Below are 18,971 nucleotides of genomic sequence, written 5' to 3' on the forward strand. Positions count from 1 at the left end.
AGCGACTATGTTAAGTTTTGCTTCTAATGTACTGTGTAGGGGGTCGGGGGGCAGCATATAGCGATGAATTAGGGACTACACCCACACCTTAAATTTCTATAGCCCCCAAAGCTTTCAGCGTCGCAATAGTCGCTTGGGTTAAACCTGTAACACCAGTAATGTTCATCTCCTGGTAAAGTCGGTCAATTATCAAAGTTTTGTCACAACGACCCGTACTTACATCCCAAATTTTGGGCGTTTCATCTTGGGTTGATTGGTTGGTCGTCGTCGTTAGTCGTAGAGTGCTTCTTCAGAAGTGCATGATTTTTGCTTGTATTCCCTATTGATAACTAAAAGCTACCAAAATTTTCTCGGAATTTTCTAGACAACTTTACCTGAATTTACTTGAATTTCTTTGTATCTACTATCGCCAGATGATTTTATTAACCTAAAAGTGAAAGCCTTTAAAACAGTAAACAGTACCAGCCGCAGTGACGCCTCGCTTTGGTGGGGGATTTAAACCCGCCACCAACGCTTATGCCTACGGCACGTCTGACGACGAACGGTCCAATTGGTGTGGTGTTTCCCCCAACGATGAAACTGATAACTGATAACTGATAACTGGAAACTGTTAAAGTGAGCAGCACCCCGCTGCTGATTGTGGCTTTACTTACTCTATATTTGTCAAATTTATACCAATTTAGCGTCAAAGGAGTGTCTAAACTACTGCTGCAACACCAAACACTAAAAACTATTTATAAGGTAGAACCATTTTGACTAAGGGAGAGAGATTAATATGTCACTTGAGATATCGATAGCATTATTTTCATATCTGTTGGGTGTCATTATCCAATGGCTTGGATTTAGAGAAAAATTAAGAGAGTTCGACGAATATATAAATTTTCCAATAGTTTGGGCAGCAAAAGTAGTCACAATGGTTGGTTGCTTTCTAAAGGCTTTGACATGGCCTTACAGCTTAATTTTAGATAATGAACTTATGTAGTGAAAAATCAAAAACCGTATTAATATCTAGTCCAACCTTTGAAGATATAGCAGTCCGTGCAGGATTTGTGAACAACAAGATTCCCGACTTCGCAAAAGTTGTCGGGAATCTCAGCATGGGCGATTTTTATAAATCAAATAGGATTGCTATAGCGATTTTAACTAACAAGTTACTCCATTTGTCGGGCAACTAGTTGAGCAAATAACCCCTGGGTGTTAACCAGTTCCACGAAACTACCCACCTGTACCACACGCCCAGCTTCAAGCACATAAATTCGGTCAGCATTGCGAATCGTGCTGAGGCGGTGGGCAATCACTATGCGAGTTGCATTCAACTGATCTAAACTTTCAGTGACGATCGCCTGCGTGCGGTTATCCAAAGAACTAGTTGCCTCATCCATTAAGATTATTTTCGGCTTATTGACAAGCGCCCTCGCAATCAACAATCGCTGCCGCTGTCCCCCGGAAAGATTGCTACCACCTTCACTGATAACTGTGTGCATCCCCATTGGAAAAAGCTGAATATCATCAGCGAAACCTGCCATTCGCGCCGCCTCCAAAGCTTGCTCGTGGGACACCAATGCTCCAGCGGTGATATTCTCAAAAATTGAGCCAGTGCCAATTCGACCATTTTGCAGCACAACCCCCAATTGCCTTCGTACTAAAGCAAGATTCAGTTGTGCCAAGTCAAAGCTGTCATAGTAAACTGTTCCTGACTCTGGAGCCTCAAACCCCAACAACAACCTCAATATTGTTGACTTCCCACTTCCGGAAGGTCCCACTATCGCGACAAATTCCCCTGGTTCTGCATAAAGACTAACATCATTGAGAATTGGCAACCCATCGTCATGATAGCGAAAGGTAACATGGTCTAAGGCGACTCGACCCATCAAGGAACCGGGGTTTGCTTTGGTAGGGTCATACTCCGGTTCTGCATGCAAAATCGGCTTTGCCCGCTCCCACAAAGGTACAATTGCCAAAATGTCAGTCAAAGTATTGCTCAGGTCGCTCACCCCCCCAATAAAAATGCCCAATGCAGCATTAAAAGCCAAAAACGTGCCCACCGTCAGCCCGCCTGTCTTTTGCATCGCAATAGACTCAGTCGCAAACCAAAACAACAGCGCCGAAGTGACTAAGGACAGTACCTCGTTAAATACAGAAACGTTGTCTCTAATAAGTTGGAAACTAGCCTTGAGCCGGGAACGCTTGCTGTACTGCTCCGCCCAAGCCGCAAACGCCCGTTCTTCTGCCTGCGCTACCCGCAGCTTGGCTACGCCGTTAATGAGTTGTACCGTTAGCCCATGAATCTCGCCATCTAGTTCTTGCTGCTGTCGCAACTGACGTATTACCAGTAAGCTAGCAACAGTAGTGACAATAGTTGTTAGCAGGGCTATAGCCACCCCTACTAAAGCGAGTTGCCAACTATAAACAAACATCAGCACCAAGTTCAGTAGAGCAAACAGTCCGCTCAATAACGTGCGTTGCGTTCCTCCCGACAGTTTTTGACGAATCTGGTTCACTGACAAGGTGCGGTTTACCAAGTCGCCAGAAGAATAGTTGCGAAAAAATGCTGGACTTAATCTCAGCAGTCGGTCCCAAATCGCAGGCTGCAACGCGCCGGAAGCAGCGTTTTCCACCCGCAGCGAAATAATCCCTTGGGACATGGCAAACGCTGTCTTTCCCACAAGAAGTGCAAACAGCAAAAGCCCTATTTGCGATAACAAGCTCTTATCGCTATCTGGAATCGCATTATCTACCAAAAGCGCTGTTGCTTGGGGCACCACCATTCCCAGCACTGAGCCAACAATTCCAGCTACTAACACTAGCCCAATGTCTTTTTGATAACCCTTGATGCCAAACTCAAACAACGCAATGACATTTTTGACAACTTTGGGTAACGGTCGATAAAACTGGTATGCTTGCGGTGCTAGCGTTGCTGCAACTGCCTGATTGACAATTGTGCGACTTTGTGCAACTGGATCAAATAAAACATAACGCCTGCCTGCTGGCAATACAGCCACCGGACGGTTTTCTTCTTGGTTATAAGCCAATAGGGCACCATACTCATGAAGCCACCAGCCATCCTCTAGCACTACGCGACGGGTGCGAATCTGCGAGGAGCGAGCAATAGCCTCTACTGGATCTTTCACTCGACTAAGGTCGTCTGATTGCGCTGGCGGACTAATCGTTATCCCCATTGCTCGTCCTACTGCTCCCGCCGCCACGAGCAACGGCGTTCCTTGCTGAAAAAACTCAGTTTCTTGCTGCGGTTGCAACACAGCAGCTAACTTAGAAAGCGCAGAGTCTACTACCTGACGATTGAGTTGTTCTCGTTGTTGAAATTGGCGAAAGGCTGTCTCTGTTTCCTGCTGTTGGAGCTTCTTTAAACAGTCGAAGAATTCAAAATGTAAATCAGCCAAAATGTTTGGCAGTTGGGCAGCATTTTCTGGCACCCTTAATGATAAGTAGCGCTCAAAATTTACTGCTGTGGGTTCCGTCCTGAATATCTCATTTAAATGATTTACCCAACCTTCTAATAGGGCTATTGCACTGGCTTCTCCCGCCGCTACTTGTACCGCTAAATCAGTTATTGAAATTTGAGATAATTCTGTTGCCTCGATTGCTACCGCCACTAGACCCAACGATTTTTCATTATCGACTGCTGCACCAAACAACGCCTCAAGAGCGCCTACGCTGAACAGATAATGGCGATTGGGTAAAGCCCCGCCCTCGGGCATTTTTTCCTTGACTTTTGTCGTAAATAATGCTATTTTACCAGTCCGAACGATCCACACCTTTTCTGGGTCATCTAGTAGTAAAGGTTCATTTGCTTTGAGACGATACAGAACTTCCATATTTGTATTACAAAAGCAGGTGGCGATCGTGGAGCGTCTAATAATCCATAGTGACCCTGATATAGCAATCCTAAATCATTGGTGAACAACAAGATTCCCGACTTCGGCGAAGTCGGGAATTATACGGCTTTTGGCACATATACTTTATCAAAGCAAATAATGCTAAACCTAACGTTCAACTCATCGATACCTTTTGGTAGTCAAAAAAGCAGTAAAGCCATCATCACCATTAATCAAAGTGGAGAAAGTAAGAAAAGTGGGAAAAGTGGGAAAAGTGGGAAAAGTGAGGAAATTGACAAAAAGTATTGTTAATCAAGTTATGATGATATAACTGATTGATTGATAACTGGTTAACACCCAGAAAACACAGGAACGTTATGTTTAACAAAATGAAGCAATAAAAAGCAGTAACCAATACAACAACTACCTGGCGACAGCTATAACTTAGATTTAAAAATTGCTTCGACTTCCTCATAGGACATATCGTAGGGATAAGGATAAACTTTAACATTAAGGTTGCGGCAGTTAATGCTTAGGCTCTGATGGCTTTATCATGAGTCTGATCAGTCAAGACATATTTTTTCAATTCCTTACGGGTCATTTGTTTAAAATCAGGTTTCGTCATCAGTATTAAACTCCCAGTTTCCGTTTTCATAAATGATAATTTCTAAGCTTTCCTCTCTTTGGTGCAATTAAGAAGATATATTTTTGGAGAGGATCGTATCTGAACAATACGCATTGGTTGCAAAAATAGCGGAAGTAGTTGACAGACAAAGATAGCAGTATCTTTTTGCTTTTTAGTAGGCAATGACTTACTGTTTCCTTTTTTTGACTACATTTACAGATTTATAGCAATCCTAAATCATTGGTGAACAACAAAATTCCCGACTTTTTGAAGAAGCCGGGAATTATACAGCTTTTAATTTTCACAAATCAAAGTGGAATACATAGGAACTGATGCGAGGCGGGTTTGACAGATAAGTTATTGGTTTGAATTAGTAGATGATGGCAAAACCCGCCCCTACAACAGGTGTATTACAACGCTTCTATTACTTTACCAACGGTCTTCTCCAGGTTTCCTCCGTTAATTGCATTATCCACCACTGGAGCGTTAATAGCCTGATCCAACTTTTTTGCGTCGATAATGCCTGTCGCCGTACCTGTGACGTTGTCCACGACGCCGCCACTGCCGCCTACTACAGCCATCAAATCGGCATCATTCAGTTCCTCCCATTGGGAAGCTTCTTGTGCAACTTTTTTTGCCGAAAATTGTACTTGACTCATTTTTATTTTTAGTAACTCTTCGACTTTTATTGAAACACGTATAAATTTATTTAATTCTCTATATAAAGGTAGACATAGCACTTAAAATAGCAATTTTCATCTAATATTTAAAGTTTCATATTTTATAAAAATAATGTTATAGACAAATACATTTTTTTAGGCTAAATATGACATGGTAATAGAGTTGAAAACATGAGAATTCACAAGCCTCAATTAAGCTCAAATTTAAGTCTAGAAGACTGGGATGGTTAAAGAAAATAGCTTACATACAGCAGTTAAGAGCCGTATGTAATACACCCCACATCCCATACCCTATACCCTGTCTAAACCCTAGTACAGCACTCGGTTATTGCTGATAAAGCTGAGCAATACGGGCTCTCGGCAGACGGAATACAAAGGCATCAATACGCTATAAAGGTTTTATAGGCGCTTAATATATCTGAATACTGAAATTTTTTATATATCTTTTTACTGATTTACTCAGCTTATGAACTCTGAAAAAAATAATAATGCAAAAATAAGTTGAAAATAAATATTGAGCGGGGAACTGACACAGGAAGCAAAAGCGTATTTACAGAAAGCTGAGAAAGCTGATTTTTTGCATTAGAAAAGTCAGGCTCATTTACGTGTAAGTCAATTAGACTTATTTAATACAAAAGCTGGAGATATCTAAATGGTAGGCAATCAGAAGTTAGCCAAAAAAAGGTTCCTAAATGTCGCTAATGTTGGAACTTTTGTAGACATATTACGCGGTAGAGAATTAAATCAGCCTGACCAAAAAGCTTTTACCTTTCTATTGGATGGAGAAACAGAGGAAGTTAGTTTAACTTATCAAGAATTGGATATGCAGGCGCGGGCGATCGCATCCTATTTGCAAAGTATGGATGCAAGGGGAGAGCGGGCGCTGTTGATTTACCAGCCTTCTTTAGACTTCATCGCCGCGTTTTTCGGGTGTCTGTACGCAGGAGTCATAGCCGTTCCCGCTTATCCTCCGCGACAAAACCAATCTCTGTCTCGCCTGCAAGCGATTGTGGCAGATGCACAGGCAACGATTGCCCTCACCAGCACAACAGTTTTGTCCGGGATCAAGCGCCAGTTTACCGAGTTGCCAGATCTACAAGCGCTGCATTGGCTAGCTACAGACGATATTAGTAGGGATTTATCATATTCGTGGCAGCAGCCAGCGATCGACAGCGACACCCTAGCCTTTTTACAATACACATCGGGTTCCACGGGTACACCTAAAGGGGTAAAAGTCACTCATGGCAATCTCCTACACAATGCTCGAATCATCGAAAACGCATTCCAACAAACAGAGAAAACGATCGCTGTAAGTTGGTTACCCCTTTACCACGACATGGGATTAATTGGGAACGCGCTACAGCCCGTCTATTTGGGTATACCCTGCACTCTCATGTCGCCAATAACTTTTCTCCAGAAGCCTTTACGCTGGCTAGAAGCGATTTCCCGCTACAAAGCAACCACCAGCGGCGCACCCAATTTTGCTTATGACTTGTGTGTGAGCAAGATTACCCCCTCAGAGCGAGCTAATCTTGACCTAAGTAGCTGGGAGGTAGCTTTTAGTGGATCTGAACCTATTCGTGCAGAAACCTTGGAGCGGTTTACAGCGACTTTTGAATCTTGTGGCTTCCGCCGAGAGGCATTCTACCCTTGCTACGGAATGGCTGAGGCAACTTTATTGATTTCTGGGGGTTTGAAAACAGCCCCGCCTGTTGTCTACCCGGTGGAAAAGGCAGCGCTGATGCAAAACCAAGTGGTAGAAGCTGTCGATAAGGAAGACGGAGTGCAGAAAATTGTCGGTTGCGGTCAAACTTGGTTAGATCATAAAATCGCGATCGTCGATCCAGAATCCTTAACCTTGTGTCCGTCTGACCGAGTGGGAGAAATTTGGGTATTGGGCAAGAGTGTCACTCAGGGCTATTGGAATCGGTCGGAGGAGACGGAAGAGACTTTCCATGCCTATCTAGCAGACACTGGGGAAGGACCGTTTCTTCGCACTGGGGACTTGGGATTTTTGAAAAACAACGAATTATTTGTCACCGGACGGCTCAAGGATTTGATTATTATCCGAGGTCGCAACCATTATCCCCAAGACATCGAACAGGCGGTAGAACAAAGTAACCCAGCCCTACGCAGCAGTTGCGGTGCGGCATTTTCGGTGGATGTAGAAAGCGAAGAACGGGTGGTTATAGCGGTGGAAGTCGAGCGAAGTCACCTGAAGAAGTTAGATGTAGATAAGGTAATTGGAGATATCCGTCAAGCAATTTCCCAGCAGCATGAGTTACAAGTTTATGCCGTGTTGTTGCTGAAAACGGGTAGTATTGCGAAAACTTCCAGCGGTAAAGTTCAGCGCCACGCGTGTCGGACAGGTTTTCTCAATGGCAGTTTGAATACAGTAGGCGATTGGAGAGAGTTGCTACCTTCCGAGTTGCAACAGACTTTTTCCCAGCAACCTCATGAAGAGTTGCAACTGTCCAACTCAGCCCCTACAAAAGAAGCTATCCAAGCTTGGCTGCTCTCCAATTTGGCGATGTACTTGAAAGTACAGCCCAACGAGATAGACATTAGGGAGCCTTTGACTCGTTACGGTTTAGATTCGTCTGTAGCAGTTAGTCTCATGGCTAAATTGGCAGAGTGGCTGGACTGTAAACTTAGTGTAACTATTATCTGGCAGTATCCCACCATCGCGGCTCTTGCTGAATATCTAGCAAAAAAATCCTCTCAAACGCAATTAGCTTCTCAAGAAGATACAGAAGAATGGAGTTGATTACCAATATGAATAGAAAGGTTATTAGCCAAGAGAATACTAACAAACTAGAATCCATTGAAGCATTCACATTCGATCCCTTACTTCCTGAGTTTATCGCTGATCCCTATCCTATCTACCATCGCCTCCGCTCTAACGACCCCGTACATCTAAACTTTATGGGATTTTGGGTACTAACGCGCTACGCCGATATAAAAGCAGTTCTACGAGATCCGCGTTTTTCCCATACCGATTTACCAAAACGGATAAAAGATAAAAACCATTACCTTGATCGCCAACAGGGAAATTTTGATGCACTTGCACAAGCTACTAACAAATGGTTATTTTTTTTAGATCCGCCAGACCATACCAGGCTACGAAAACTGCTTAGCAAAGACTTTTCTCCTAATATGGTAAAGCTGATGCGTCCCCAAATCCAGGAAATTGTGGATGAGTTGATAGATTCGCTCCAAGACAGGGGGAGCATGGAGATTATTTCCGATCTTGCCATCCCCCTGCCCGTACTTGTTGTTGCCAGAATATTAGGGGCTTCAGTTGATACTCATAGCCAAGTAAAGTTATGGGCGAAGGAACTTAGTAGAGTATTTGAACCGTTAAAGTCTCTAGAAACTTACGTTTATCTGAATAAGATTACGCAGGAGTTTACGGAGTATTTACGCGACTTGATAGCAGAACGAGAAAAGAAACCAAAAGAAGACTTGCTCAGCACCCTGATTGCAGCTAGAGAACAAGGCGATCGCCTCAGCCAAGACGAACTGTTAGGCATCTGCATAATGTTGTTAAGTGCTGGTGAACAAGCCACAATCAATCTAATTGGCAACGGTATGCTTGCCTTGTTGCGTCACCCCGACCAGATGGAAAAATTGAAACGAGAACCGACAATTATCGAAAGTGCTGTAGAAGAACTGCTGCGTTATGATAGTCCAGTTCAGTTTATAAGCCGCAAAGCAATTGAAGATGTCGAAATAGGGGGCAAAACAATTCGAGCGGGTCAAGCTGTTTTGCTCAGCTTGGGAGCAGCCAATCGAGACCCAGCTCAATTTTCTCAACCAGATCGCCTGGATCTGTGCCGCAGCGAAAACCCCCACCTTGCCTTTGCCGATGGCATTCACCATTGTTTGGGTGGTCCACTGGCACGGGTTCAAGGTCAGATCGCTATAAATACCTTAGTTCAACGGTTCCCCGATCTCAAGCTATCTACAGACACGCTGGAGTGGGTAGAGAACATAGGTTTCCGCAGTCTGAAAGCCCTCCCCGTGACTTTTACCCCATGAAGGACGAAGGAGCGTCGCAACGAGCGTCACCCGAAGGGTAACGAGCGCCTTCGTTCTTCATTTTATACCCGTACAACAACCGACATCTTGTTGATTAGCGTGCCGCAAGGTAAGAGTTCCAGATATAAGCGATAGTTATTAATTATCACCTTTCTTTTTAAAGAGGTCTTGAAGAAATAGCCGCATAGACTACAAAATTTTCTAGCGATCGCTCTGTTGGAAAAAGTTTGCGATCTACTGACATTTACAAATTCATCTTATTAACGGTTCACCTCAGCACCAAAATAAACCGCCTATTTACTTAAAAAACACATTAATTAAAGTAAGTAATTTCAAGATTCAATGGTGAGCGATCGCGCTTTCTCTAGATAAGGGCATCGCTCTTTTTAGTGGTCAAAAAGCAGTAAAGCCATCATCAGAAACAACAGCCAGTTAAAACCTTATCTCCATTTTAGTATGTGCCTATTATAACATTGATATTACTATGTTTTAACTATTAAGTATCCGCGTGTTTGACCCGAAATAGCATCACCAGTGTTCTTCGCATTCCAAAGCATTGTGGTTGAAACCCAAACAGGAGGATATTTGTAACTTGATACATCTTGAATCAGAAATTTATCTGTTTTCTCGTGATATGCTGCAATGGGCGAGATATGTCCGCTTCCGGTTTGACCTATTGCCGAACGATTATAGTTAACGATAATAAAATCATTATCATTTTTCAGATTAGCTTTTGCTACCGCACGAAACTGTTCTAGTGTGGTAGTTGATGCATGATATACCTCAACTTTGCGATTATGACTTTGTAGGAGAATTGCTAATTCATCAAGCGACATTCCAAGAAAAGTGACTAGGTAAGGTGAGCGAATGCTTGATGCAGGAAGAGTGAAGAAAGTATCCTGAGTCAGACGCTGATATGTACTTTGATGACTTCCCAAAGCATTAAGAACCATTACCCCACTAGCAACACCACAATAAGCAGGACGCTTCTGAGTTTCAAAGTAAGTATTAAGTAGGCTGTAGTCTTTTCGTATTTGGCTCTCACTTAGCAATTTTTTGCCCGTTGGTGATTCTAACGAAATCAGGTGTTCAGGAAGTGACAATCGATTAACAGACGGTGGAGTGAACGCATAATATCCTACTGCTCCTAAACCAGTGATACCTAATAATCCAGCAACGGTAGCTAGTTTAGCAGCAATTTGTCGGACTCAATACTTTGTACCCTTCGTAGAACTTTCGGATGCAACGTCTCTAGAAAATCGTGATTTTCGCGCATTCATCTTATCCATTCATGCCCATGAAAGATTCTTTTTTTGGAAGTTGTTAGCAAGATGATTGACAATTTAGAATATATGTACAGAAGTTTGTACATACATATACTGATGCTATCCTACAAAATCACATCCCCAACCGATGCCAGAAATGACTTTTTTAAGCTGTTAGACCTGGTAGTAAAAAATCATCAAGTGTATATCATCAACCGTCGTGATAGCGAAAATGTAGCCGGGAATTGCTGAGTCAGATTTAGTGAGTTTGGTTGAAACGGTTTATCTTTTGCAATCGCCGGAGAATGCACGTCGCCTGCTGGATGCAATAGAAGAGTCAAAAACAGGAAAGATTCAACCTCAAACTATGGCAGAACTTCAGCAGGAGTTGGGGATTGAGCAAGAACAAGAAAAATATTGCTGAAGCTGACGAAATTAAGCCAGTTGTAGTCAATCGCACTCCTGGTTTTAGTTCTAAATTCAAAGAAGATTTAGCTTGGTGGTTTAAGCAAGATTTTCAGAAAGCTTCAAAAATCTTGGATTTGGTGACGGTTGTCATGCAAGACCCATTTGAGGGTATTGGTAAACCAGAACCATTGAAGTATATGGATGCAGATATCTGGTCGCGGCTAATAGATTTAGAGCATCGGCTTGTCTATCGGGTGGGAAACATCCAGATTTACTTTCTAACTTGTCGGTATCATTACTAATAAGAATACATTTTAGTTCTTTGCCAAAGCACTTTTAAGAGAAACTTATGCCATTGCTGTTAAACTCTCACAATGTTTTCGAGTATTTAGTTGAGCATAACTTATGCAGTAATTCAGAACAAGCAACCAGTAAGGTAGAGCCTGTTGTAGCTAAGAACTTTAACTTATTAGTAACTTTTCAGTTTATAAGGAGAACGAATCGTATTTTAAGTCAGAAGTGCCGCTATTCACAATGCAGTTAGCACCAGGGTTGGGATTGGCTGAGGAACCAGACCAAAAATTTGCCGTTGCGGAAAGCTTTGGAATGAATCGCTGTCAAATTGTCGCGCAGGGGTTGCTAGAAGCTACAGAGCAAGGCTTCGGTACAGCTAGTGGGCGGATGAAAGCTATCTTGGAGCAGTTTTCTCGTTTGAATATTGACTTGCAGCGTGTGCATTTGAATGCTAACTCAACTGATATCTACACAAGCTTGTAGGGAGCATCTAGGGCAAAAGTCGCTTCATCCAAAAGATTTTGAATTTTTCTTTTTTTGAATTCTTGAAATTTGGAATTTTGATTGAATTTGAGCAACGGTTTCAAGCCCCTTTTCAGTGGGCAATGACTTACTGTTTCCTTTTTTTGACTACATTTATAGATTTATCTTATTAACAGTTAAGTTCAGCACCAAAATAAACCGTCTCTTTTGCCTTCCCATCTACAATTATCCTTCAGTGCGAAGCAAGCTAGCATATTTTCCCCCTGAGTGCCACAACTCCTCATGCGTACCCCGCTGCACGACTTTCCCCTGCTCCAATACAATAATTTCATCGCAATCTCGAATCGTACTGAGTCGGTGCGCTACCACAATACAAGAGCAACCGCGCCGCCGCAGATTTCTATCAATCATCAATTCTGTTTGAGCATCCAGCGCAGAAGTCGCCTCATCCATGACCAATACTGATGGATTCCGAACCATTGCACCTTACTTTTCACTCTTATCGGTCAAACCTCGCTTCCATTCCTCTCTCCTACGAGGAGAGAGGAACCTTGATTTTTCCCCGAACCTAGTAGGGAAGGGGGCTAGGGGGTTAGGTTTTTCGTGGATTTTTCCACATGACGTGAAAAGTCAGACCAAAGCACGGGCAATTTCTAAGCGAGCAGCGCTGTCCGCTGAATAAATTCCACACTTCGTTTGGCTGTATCTGCCGCTACTAAAGACGCATTCTTTCATTAGCAAGAAGAGATTGTACCTTCAACTTATTAAAGTAAAAGCTTGTTATCCTTAAAAGTTCCAGATGGGGTGGGTCGTCAAATACCAAAATCATTTATCCTCTGAAATAAAAACGGATGGTGTCTTTGTCAAAAAAAGTACAGCAGAATTCTGGCAAATTTGTGTGTCACTACGTCCTACTACTGTTCGAGCTTGGATTGAGGAAGTTTCGGAAGAGAGAAAGGGCGATTGACTGGAAGTCAGTGACAAGACAGCGCTTTTTGTCCAATCACAATTTATTACTGAGAAAGTTTGGCGTTGCTGAATTGAGGTATGAAATTTTCTTCCCTTAATTTTCAAAACCCTTATCTTTGCGCCTTTGCGCCTTTGCGCGAACCTAAATTCATACTTAGAATCAGCAACGCCGAATTAGTTAAAGAGCGCAGCAATCTAATCATCCTTCAGTACGCAGCAAGCTAGCATATTTCCCCCCTGAGTGCCATAACTCCTCATGCGTACCCCGCTGCACCACTTTCCCTTGCTCCAGTACAATAATTTCATCGCAATCTCGAATCGTACTGAGTCGGTGCGCTACCACAATACAAGAGCAACCGCGCCGCCGCAGATTTCTATCAATCATTAGTTCTGTTTGAGCATCCAGCGCAGAAGTCGCCTCATCCATGACCAATACTGATGGATTCCGAACCATTGCGCGAGCAATTTCTAAGCGCTGGCGCTGTCCGCCACTGATGTTCATTCCCCCTTCAATCAGCTTGGCATCATATCCCCCAGGCAGAGATTCAATCAAATCGTGAATGGCTGCATCAGAGCAAGCCCGCACTAAATCAGCTTGTGATACTGTGGAATCCCATAGGGTAAGATTTTCCCGAACTGTCCCAGCAAATAGAAAAATATCCTGTTCTACCATTGCCAAAGAGTTCGCCAAAACAGAGCGAGGAATCTGGGTTCTAGGTACGCCATCAAAGCAAATTTCTCCTTCCCAAGGTTCGTAAAGACCGCAAACAAGCTTAGCAATTGTAGACTTACCAGAACCACTCCCCCCTACGATCGCCACTCGTTGTCCCGGCTCCAAACTTAAGCTAAAGTTCTCAATCAAAGCGTTGTCCACACGGCTATAGCCAAAAGTTATATTCCGCAACTCAACATAACCCTGCAAGCGGAAGGGGTGTGGGGTGTAGGGTGTAGGGTGTAGGGGGGATGAGGAGGATGAGGGGGATGAGGGGGATGAGGGGGATGAGGGGGATACTTGTAATTTTGACTTTTGACCCCTTCGGGGTTCGCCAGTCGCCTGCGGAGGGAAACCCTCCTGCAGCGCTGGCTCACTTTTGACTTTTGAATTGACTTGTCCCCCTGCTCCCCGTAAGGCTTCTGCATCAACAGTGTTTTGCAGTACGTCATCTAAGCGGTTTAAGTCAGCCTCTAAATCTTGCAACAAACTGCCGAAATTGACCAGACTGTTGACAGGCTCTAGGAAACTGCCTGTTAAACTTTGGTAGGCAACCAGCATCCCAATACTGAGGCTGCCATTCATGACCCGAAAACCGCCGACAACCAAGATAGAAGCGGTGGTTAGTGCTGTTAAAAGCGTGGGTATTATTGTCAGAATTTGAGTTTGTAAAGCTAATTCCTGTTGGGCGTTGAGTGCTTTGGCATAATAGCCCGCGAATTTAGCAAATGAGTCAGACTCAAGCCCGGAAGCTTTGATTGTTTCTATCGTTTGAATACCGGCGATCGCCACTCCATTAACCTTACCGTATTCTTGTGCCAGCTTCATATTGGCATCCACACGAGTCCGCGATAGCCACTGGAGGGCGAAAAAGTTGATAGCGGCAAAACCAACAGCTACGCTTGTCAGTACAGGGTCGTACTGGAGCATAATTAGAAAGTAAAACACCATCATCACCGCGTCGATGACTGTAGTGGCAAGCCGACCTGAGAGGACATCCGCAACTTTATCGTTAAGTTGCACCCGACTGCTGATTTCACCTGCGAAACGCTGAGCATAAAACCCAATCGGCAAGCGGAGAATATGCCAGAGAAACTGTCCCGACATCGTCACCGACAACTTAAGCATTAGCTTCCGCAAGTAGGTAAGCCGCAACCACGCCAGAAAGCTCCTCGCCACGGCGGTGAGAACCATTCCTAACACCAGTGGTCGTATCCAGTCAGAGCGCTCAGAGACGAGAATTTCATCGACAAACACCTGAGTAAAAGCTGGCACAGCCAATCGAGGAACTGTCAGTAAAAGTCCCGCCACGAGACAGTACAGAATAGTACTGCGCGAGTTTTGCAAGCGTAGAGCTAATGCCGAGACAATGTTAGTTTTTTTGCCACCCCTTTGAAAGTCTGGTCCTGGCTGCATAACCAAGGTGACGCCAGTGTAAGCACGGTCAAACTCTTGGAGAGAAACTGTCCGGCGTCCTGTGGCGGGGTCGTTGAGGTAGACGCGGTTTTCTCCAAACCCTTCCACTACCAGAAAGTGGTTGAAATTCCAAAAGACAATGTAAGGGGTGGGAAAGGTTTTGAGGTTTTCAAGGTTTTTCTGTTTCAAACCTTTGGCGTTTAAGCCATAGTTCCGGGCTGCTTTAACTATATTAAAGGCGTTACTTCCATCTCGCGAGACGCCACACTCACGCCGCAGTTCAGCCAAAGGGACAATGCGCGAGTAATAGCCTAGAACAATTCCTAAAGCAGCAGCGCCGCATTCAGTCGCTTCCATTTGCAAAAGCGTGGGGGTGCGGATGCGACTTGTTTGAGGTCGCCGCAGAATTTTCCTAATCAAAGCAAAAGGCATTGTCACTATAGCGCTTCTCGTTTGAATGAAGTACAGGACTTACGCAAAAATCACCCCTAAGCTTAATTTACTGCCAAGACGCCTTAGACGCGGAGCGGTGAGACAGCGCTGCGGAGGGAAACCCTCCTGCAGCGCTGGCTCCGCAACGCACTGCCTCGTCCATCTGTGGTTCTTATTTCTAGATGTATTGCACTCAACCCCCGAACCACTATAATTACTCATTACCTTGACTTTTTTGGCATTTTGTGATTTCCTGTTTGTTAATAAATGCCAGTCCAAGAGCGAAACATAGGAATAATGTAAGAAATAGGTGCCACTTCTCCAACTTTGACCCGGACTTGCGTCGTCGTACCAGATGATAAGTTGAGTGCTGGTCCATTTGAAGAAGACCATTTGTATCCACTGACAGTGTTTGGGTCTTTTTGCAGTTGAACCTCGACTTGCACGCGAGCCGCGCTACTATTAGCAAGGCTTCTTGCTAAGTCTTCGTTACCGACTTGCGCTGTAATATCACCAGTTGTCACAGGAAAGGGAGAAACGTTGGTGACGACGCCAACAATTCCACCAAAGCGATCGCGCTTGACAACGCTAGGTGTCACCTGTACAGTCATACCAGGTTTTATTTGCTTACCATCCTTATCAGCAAAGTAAACAAGACTTTGGAGTTTAGCATTAGAATATTCAGCTTCAATAGTCCCAATACGCGTGCCAACGCTAATAACTTGACCGGGGAGAACACCAACTTCCAAGATGCGACCATCAAATTTGCTCGTAATTTGGCTTGATTGAGTCAGTTGTAGTCTTAACTGCGCAATCTTGCTTTTCACTTCCTGAATTTGATTTAATTTATTAATTGACTTTTCTAAATCTTGTTGAACCAGTTTAGTTTTTTGGGCTTCGATATCTTTAATTTTGGTTTTGATTTCATCAAGTTTATTAAGATTTTGTAGGTAATCCCGCTTTGCATTAGTTCTTTGAACTTTAATTTCTTGAATATTATTTTTGATATCGTCAACTTTGTTGAGGTTTTGTAAATATTCCCGTTCGCTACTCGTTTTTTGAACTTCAAGGTCTTTAAGCTGTGCCTCAATATCTAACAGTTGCGCCTGAGCGTTTAACAATTCCTGCTGAGATTGTAGCAGCGCATCCTGGCTAATAATCTTCTGTTCAAACAAACTACGACGAGTTTCAACTCGTTGTTGCAAAGTTTGCAGCAATGACCTGATTTGTGATGAACGCTCCTGAAGACTTTTGCGTTTTTCTGCTAGTGCACTGAGAGTTTTTTTGTACAAAACTGGCGCAACTTGTTCTCTTGACAAACTTTGCTCAAAGCTTTGTCGTTTTTGCTCTAATGCTTCAAGTGTTTCATTATGCAGTATTGGTGCGACTGACTCTCGACGCAGGGTTTCTTCAAAGTCTTTTTGCTGCTGTTCGAGCGTTCTTAGTTGCAGCGCTATTTGCTGCTTTTGTAGCCTATCAGTGTTTTGGTTCTGCTGTTGCAGTTGAACCAACTTTGCTTTTTCTTGTTGTAGTTGTTGTTTAATATTAGATTGGTCGATTGTAGCGAGTACTTGACCAAGCCTTACGACATCTCCTGCCTTAATATTCAGGGTTAACAATTGACCAGCGCTGCGTGCTTGAAATTGCACCACATGACGAGGTCGGATCAACACACCAGAGCCTGTAACGGTGAGTGGAATTCGCCCAACTACGCTCCAAATGCCAGCCACAGCTATCAAAAAGCCCATAGAAACTAAGGGTACCCAGGCTTGGGGACTCGTTACCTGCATCAGTCGGTCAAGTTGCTCCGGTGAGGACAGGCGTTCTAGTGCTTCAGTACGAAAGAGTTTCCTTTCTTTATTTTGCATCTTGTCTATTCTTATGAGGACTTACGCAACCATGAGGTTCGATAACCCCGCTACGGGCATGAAGATGTACGCCCCCGAAGCGCTTTCACAAGCTACACCAAGGACATGGCTACTGCAGGCTAGCAGAAGTAACTCACTAGTAAAAATGTGGTGTAAAACTGGCAGGACTTAGACAAGTGTCACAAGTTTGAGACAGCAAGACAAGCGACCTGCATACATGGCTATAGGCGGACGTTTAGTTGTTGATTGAGATAATTAGATAGCAATCCATTCTTAAGTTGATAAATAGTTTGACCAATTTTGTACGCCTACTCTTTAAGTTTCAGCCAGACTGACATGGCATAAGCAATATAAATTTTCTGGTTGTTTTAAGCACTATGAATATTCTATACCAGTTAATTACTTTAACTTTGGTGACATTCCTCTATTTTCCAAAGAATTTCACACAAAATTTGTACAACATCCTTAGAGCATGTTTGAGAAGTATCAAATATAGCGAAACTCAATTGAATGAAGTACAGATTTATCTGTGTAGCCTACGGCACGGCTTACGCCTACATCTGTGTTTCATGAGTGGTTCATTATTTCTTTGTGTACCTTACCCAACTGCAAACCACTATATTTTACTTGATCCCCCCTAGCCCCCCTTAAAAAAGGGGGGGGAAAGTCCCCCTTTTTTACAGTGAACAGTAAACAGTTATCAGTTAAATACGAGTGGTCGCGCGTCCCCCACCAAGAGCGTGGAAGCCGTTGGTGGCGCTTCTTTATCCCCCACCATACACCTGATAACTGATAACTGATAACTGATTTAAGGGGGATTTAGGGGGTTCATCAATAAATTTTGGTACAATACGACACTTTCCAAACATCCTCTTAGAATCTTGAGTCAAATAATGAACTGCACCACAGGCAGTACTCAGACACGAGTACATTGTGCCTGAGCGGCATCTAAAAAAGGATCGCTCGTGTCGCCCATCCTACAACAAGCTTGAATTAGGCTAGAGACAGAGGAAAACGATTCATAAAATAACATTACTAACATCATGTTGAACTTTCTCAACTCCCTATTAGGACGTCATCTAGAGCAAGTAAAAGCCAATGTTGAAATCTACACGTGGCAAACCTGCCCATATTGCATCCGTGCCAAGATTCTGCTGTGGTGGAAAGGCGTGAAATTCACCGAATACAAAATCGATGGTGACGAAGCAGCTAGAGCAAAGATGGCAGAACGTGCCAATGGACGCCGCACAGTACCGCAAATTTTTATTAATAATCAGCACATCGGCGGATGTGATGACCTCTATGAACTAGATACGCAAGGTCAGTTAGATCCTCTTCTCGCCCAATCTGCTGTTTAAAAGATTCACAAAGAAAGTCAAAAGTCAAGAGTCAACACTCAAAAATTCTTTTGACTTTCTCCCCACCCCCGCTTGTCCTCTTTTTAGGACTAAGAAAATGCTACTTGAGTACTCAGAATATCTTATACATCGGCAATGGATGAGTCGCGCCTTAGACTTAGCACAAATTGCGGGTGATGCGGATGAAGTACCCGTAGGCGCTGTTATTGTTGATTCGTCCGGAAGTTTGATTGCAGAAGGTGAAAACAGGAAACAACGTGACAATGACCCTACAGCTCACGCGGAAATTATTGCTATCAGAGCAGCCGCTCAAAGGTTACAAACTTGGCGTCTGAACCAATGCACCCTTTATGTCACTCTAGAACCTTGCCCAATGTGTGCAGGTGCTATTGTACAAGCGCGTATAGGACTTTTAGTTTACGGGGTAGACGATGCCAAAACTGGTGCAATTCGTACCGTCGCCAATATCCCCGATAGCGCTGCTTCCAATCACCGCCTGCGTGTCATCGGTGGGATTTTAGAGTCCGCCTGTCGTCAGCAATTACAAGCTTGGTTTACTCATCGCCGACATATTTCTAACTAAC

The 18,971-nt window shown here is 43.7% G+C and carries 13 protein-coding genes and 3 pseudogenes; 8 read left to right on the forward strand and 8 right to left on the reverse strand.

The window, feature by feature from the left end; translation table 11 throughout:
• Positions 1 to 443 precede the first annotated feature (443 nt).
• Positions 444 to 626, reverse strand: coding sequence for a hypothetical protein (locus ACM0OZ_RS07000; RefSeq protein WP_414582079.1), 183 nt, complete (start codon positions 624 to 626; stop codon positions 444 to 446).
• A 149-nt stretch (positions 627 to 775) separates the two neighbouring features.
• On the opposite strand from ACM0OZ_RS07000, the gene ACM0OZ_RS07005 reads away from it, so the two are divergent.
• Positions 776 to 982, forward strand: coding sequence for a hypothetical protein (locus ACM0OZ_RS07005; protein ID WP_073636143.1), 207 nt, complete (start codon positions 776 to 778; stop codon positions 980 to 982).
• Between the two features lie 169 nt (positions 983 to 1,151).
• Here ACM0OZ_RS07005 and ACM0OZ_RS07010 read toward each other — a convergent pair whose 3' ends face one another.
• The 3 genes from ACM0OZ_RS07010 to ACM0OZ_RS07020 all read right to left on the reverse strand — a co-directional run bounded on the left by ACM0OZ_RS07010 (position 1,152) and on the right by ACM0OZ_RS07020 (position 5,120).
• Positions 1,152 to 3,836 (reverse strand): NHLP bacteriocin export ABC transporter permease/ATPase subunit, encoded by a 2,685-nt coding sequence (locus ACM0OZ_RS07010; protein WP_414582080.1) that lies wholly within the window; start codon positions 3,834 to 3,836, stop codon positions 1,152 to 1,154.
• 532 nt (positions 3,837 to 4,368) lie between these two features.
• Positions 4,369 to 4,491 (reverse strand): DUF6887 family protein, encoded by a 123-nt coding sequence (locus ACM0OZ_RS07015; protein ID WP_414582081.1) that lies wholly within the window; start codon positions 4,489 to 4,491, stop codon positions 4,369 to 4,371.
• A 380-nt stretch (positions 4,492 to 4,871) separates the two neighbouring features.
• Positions 4,872 to 5,120, reverse strand: coding sequence for a hypothetical protein (locus ACM0OZ_RS07020; RefSeq protein WP_414582082.1), 249 nt, complete (start codon positions 5,118 to 5,120; stop codon positions 4,872 to 4,874).
• 673 nt (positions 5,121 to 5,793) lie between these two features.
• Between ACM0OZ_RS07020 and ACM0OZ_RS07025 the strand changes: the two genes are divergently transcribed.
• Together ACM0OZ_RS07025 and ACM0OZ_RS07030 are read left to right on the forward strand one after the other, a co-directional pair.
• Positions 5,794 to 7,908: an AMP-binding protein gene (locus ACM0OZ_RS07025; RefSeq protein WP_414582083.1), complete on the forward strand. Its 2,115-nt coding sequence runs from the start codon at positions 5,794 to 5,796 to the stop codon at positions 7,906 to 7,908.
• Positions 7,909 to 7,916: 8 nt separating this feature from the next.
• Positions 7,917 to 9,182: a cytochrome P450 gene (locus tag ACM0OZ_RS07030; protein ID WP_414582084.1), complete on the forward strand. Its 1,266-nt coding sequence runs from the start codon at positions 7,917 to 7,919 to the stop codon at positions 9,180 to 9,182.
• 482 nt (positions 9,183 to 9,664) lie between these two features.
• On the opposite strand, the gene ACM0OZ_RS07035 is transcribed toward ACM0OZ_RS07030, so the two are convergent.
• The gene (locus ACM0OZ_RS07035; RefSeq protein ID WP_414582085.1) at positions 9,665 to 10,285 is read right to left on the reverse strand and encodes a phytochelatin synthase family protein; all 621 of its coding nucleotides are present in this window, start codon (positions 10,283 to 10,285) and stop codon (positions 9,665 to 9,667) included.
• Between the two features lie 279 nt (positions 10,286 to 10,564).
• On the opposite strand from ACM0OZ_RS07035, the pseudogene ACM0OZ_RS07040 reads away from it, so the two are divergent.
• The 3 genes and pseudogenes from ACM0OZ_RS07040 to ACM0OZ_RS07050 all read left to right on the forward strand — a co-directional run.
• A pseudogene (locus tag ACM0OZ_RS07040) lies at positions 10,565 to 10,871 on the forward strand (type II toxin-antitoxin system Phd/YefM family antitoxin).
• Entirely contained in the window at positions 10,843 to 11,157 is a 315-nt protein-coding gene (locus ACM0OZ_RS07045) for a Txe/YoeB family addiction module toxin (protein WP_414582086.1), read from the forward strand. The pseudogene ACM0OZ_RS07040 and the gene ACM0OZ_RS07045 overlap by 29 nt, the downstream one beginning before the upstream one ends.
• Positions 11,158 to 11,338: 181 nt before the next feature.
• Positions 11,339 to 11,632 (forward strand): annotated as a pseudogene (locus ACM0OZ_RS07050) (T3SS effector HopA1 family protein); the annotation flags it as partial.
• A gap of 225 nt (positions 11,633 to 11,857) precedes the next feature.
• Here ACM0OZ_RS07050 and ACM0OZ_RS07055 read toward each other — a convergent pair.
• The 3 genes and pseudogenes from ACM0OZ_RS07055 to ACM0OZ_RS07065 form a co-directional block, all read right to left on the reverse strand.
• Positions 11,858 to 12,115, reverse strand: a pseudogene (locus tag ACM0OZ_RS07055) (NHLP family bacteriocin export ABC transporter peptidase/permease/ATPase); the annotation flags it as partial.
• A 685-nt stretch (positions 12,116 to 12,800) separates the two neighbouring features.
• Entirely contained in the window at positions 12,801 to 15,161 is a 2,361-nt protein-coding gene (locus tag ACM0OZ_RS07060) for an NHLP family bacteriocin export ABC transporter peptidase/permease/ATPase subunit (protein WP_414582087.1), read from the reverse strand.
• A gap of 260 nt (positions 15,162 to 15,421) precedes the next feature.
• On the reverse strand, positions 15,422 to 17,029 hold the full coding sequence (locus ACM0OZ_RS07065) for an NHLP bacteriocin system secretion protein (protein ID WP_414582088.1): 1,608 nt from the start codon (positions 17,027 to 17,029) through the stop codon (positions 15,422 to 15,424).
• 1,043 nt (positions 17,030 to 18,072) lie between these two features.
• Between ACM0OZ_RS07065 and grxC the strand changes: the two genes are divergently transcribed.
• Positions 18,073 to 18,387, forward strand: coding sequence for a glutaredoxin 3 (gene grxC, locus ACM0OZ_RS07070; protein WP_414582089.1), 315 nt, complete (start codon positions 18,073 to 18,075; stop codon positions 18,385 to 18,387).
• A 97-nt stretch (positions 18,388 to 18,484) separates the two neighbouring features.
• Positions 18,485 to 18,970 (forward strand): tRNA adenosine(34) deaminase TadA, encoded by a 486-nt coding sequence (tadA, locus tag ACM0OZ_RS07075; RefSeq protein ID WP_414582090.1) that lies wholly within the window; start codon positions 18,485 to 18,487, stop codon positions 18,968 to 18,970.
• Position 18,971: the final 1 nt, after the last annotated feature.

Origin of the sequence: Scytonema sp. PCC 10023, from assembly GCF_963920835.1 — a bacterium.
In the GTDB taxonomy this organism is placed as follows: domain Bacteria; phylum Cyanobacteriota; class Cyanobacteriia; order Cyanobacteriales; family Nostocaceae; genus Kalymmatonema.

What these genes read in the sequence shown, in the direction of transcription:
- ACM0OZ_RS07005 (WP_073636143.1), top strand. Translation starts at nt 776, where the DNA reads ATGTCACTTGAGATATCGATAGCATTATTTTCATATCTGTTGGGTGTC.
- ACM0OZ_RS07010 (WP_414582080.1), bottom strand. Translation starts at nt 3,836, where the DNA reads ATGGAAGTTCTGTATCGTCTCAAAGCAAATGAACCTTTACTACTAGAT.
- ACM0OZ_RS07015 (WP_414582081.1), bottom strand. Translation starts at nt 4,491, where the DNA reads ATGAAAACGGAAACTGGGAGTTTAATACTGATGACGAAACCTGATTTT.
- ACM0OZ_RS07020 (WP_414582082.1), bottom strand. Translation starts at nt 5,120, where the DNA reads ATGAGTCAAGTACAATTTTCGGCAAAAAAAGTTGCACAAGAAGCTTCC.
- ACM0OZ_RS07025 (WP_414582083.1), top strand. Translation starts at nt 5,794, where the DNA reads ATGGTAGGCAATCAGAAGTTAGCCAAAAAAAGGTTCCTAAATGTCGCT.
- ACM0OZ_RS07030 (WP_414582084.1), top strand. Translation starts at nt 7,917, where the DNA reads ATGAATAGAAAGGTTATTAGCCAAGAGAATACTAACAAACTAGAATCC.
- ACM0OZ_RS07060 (WP_414582087.1), bottom strand. Translation starts at nt 15,161, where the DNA reads ATGCCTTTTGCTTTGATTAGGAAAATTCTGCGGCGACCTCAAACAAGT.
- ACM0OZ_RS07065 (WP_414582088.1), bottom strand. Translation starts at nt 17,029, where the DNA reads ATGCAAAATAAAGAAAGGAAACTCTTTCGTACTGAAGCACTAGAACGC.
- grxC (WP_414582089.1), top strand. Translation starts at nt 18,073, where the DNA reads ATGTTGAACTTTCTCAACTCCCTATTAGGACGTCATCTAGAGCAAGTA.
- tadA (WP_414582090.1), top strand. Translation starts at nt 18,485, where the DNA reads ATGCTACTTGAGTACTCAGAATATCTTATACATCGGCAATGGATGAGT.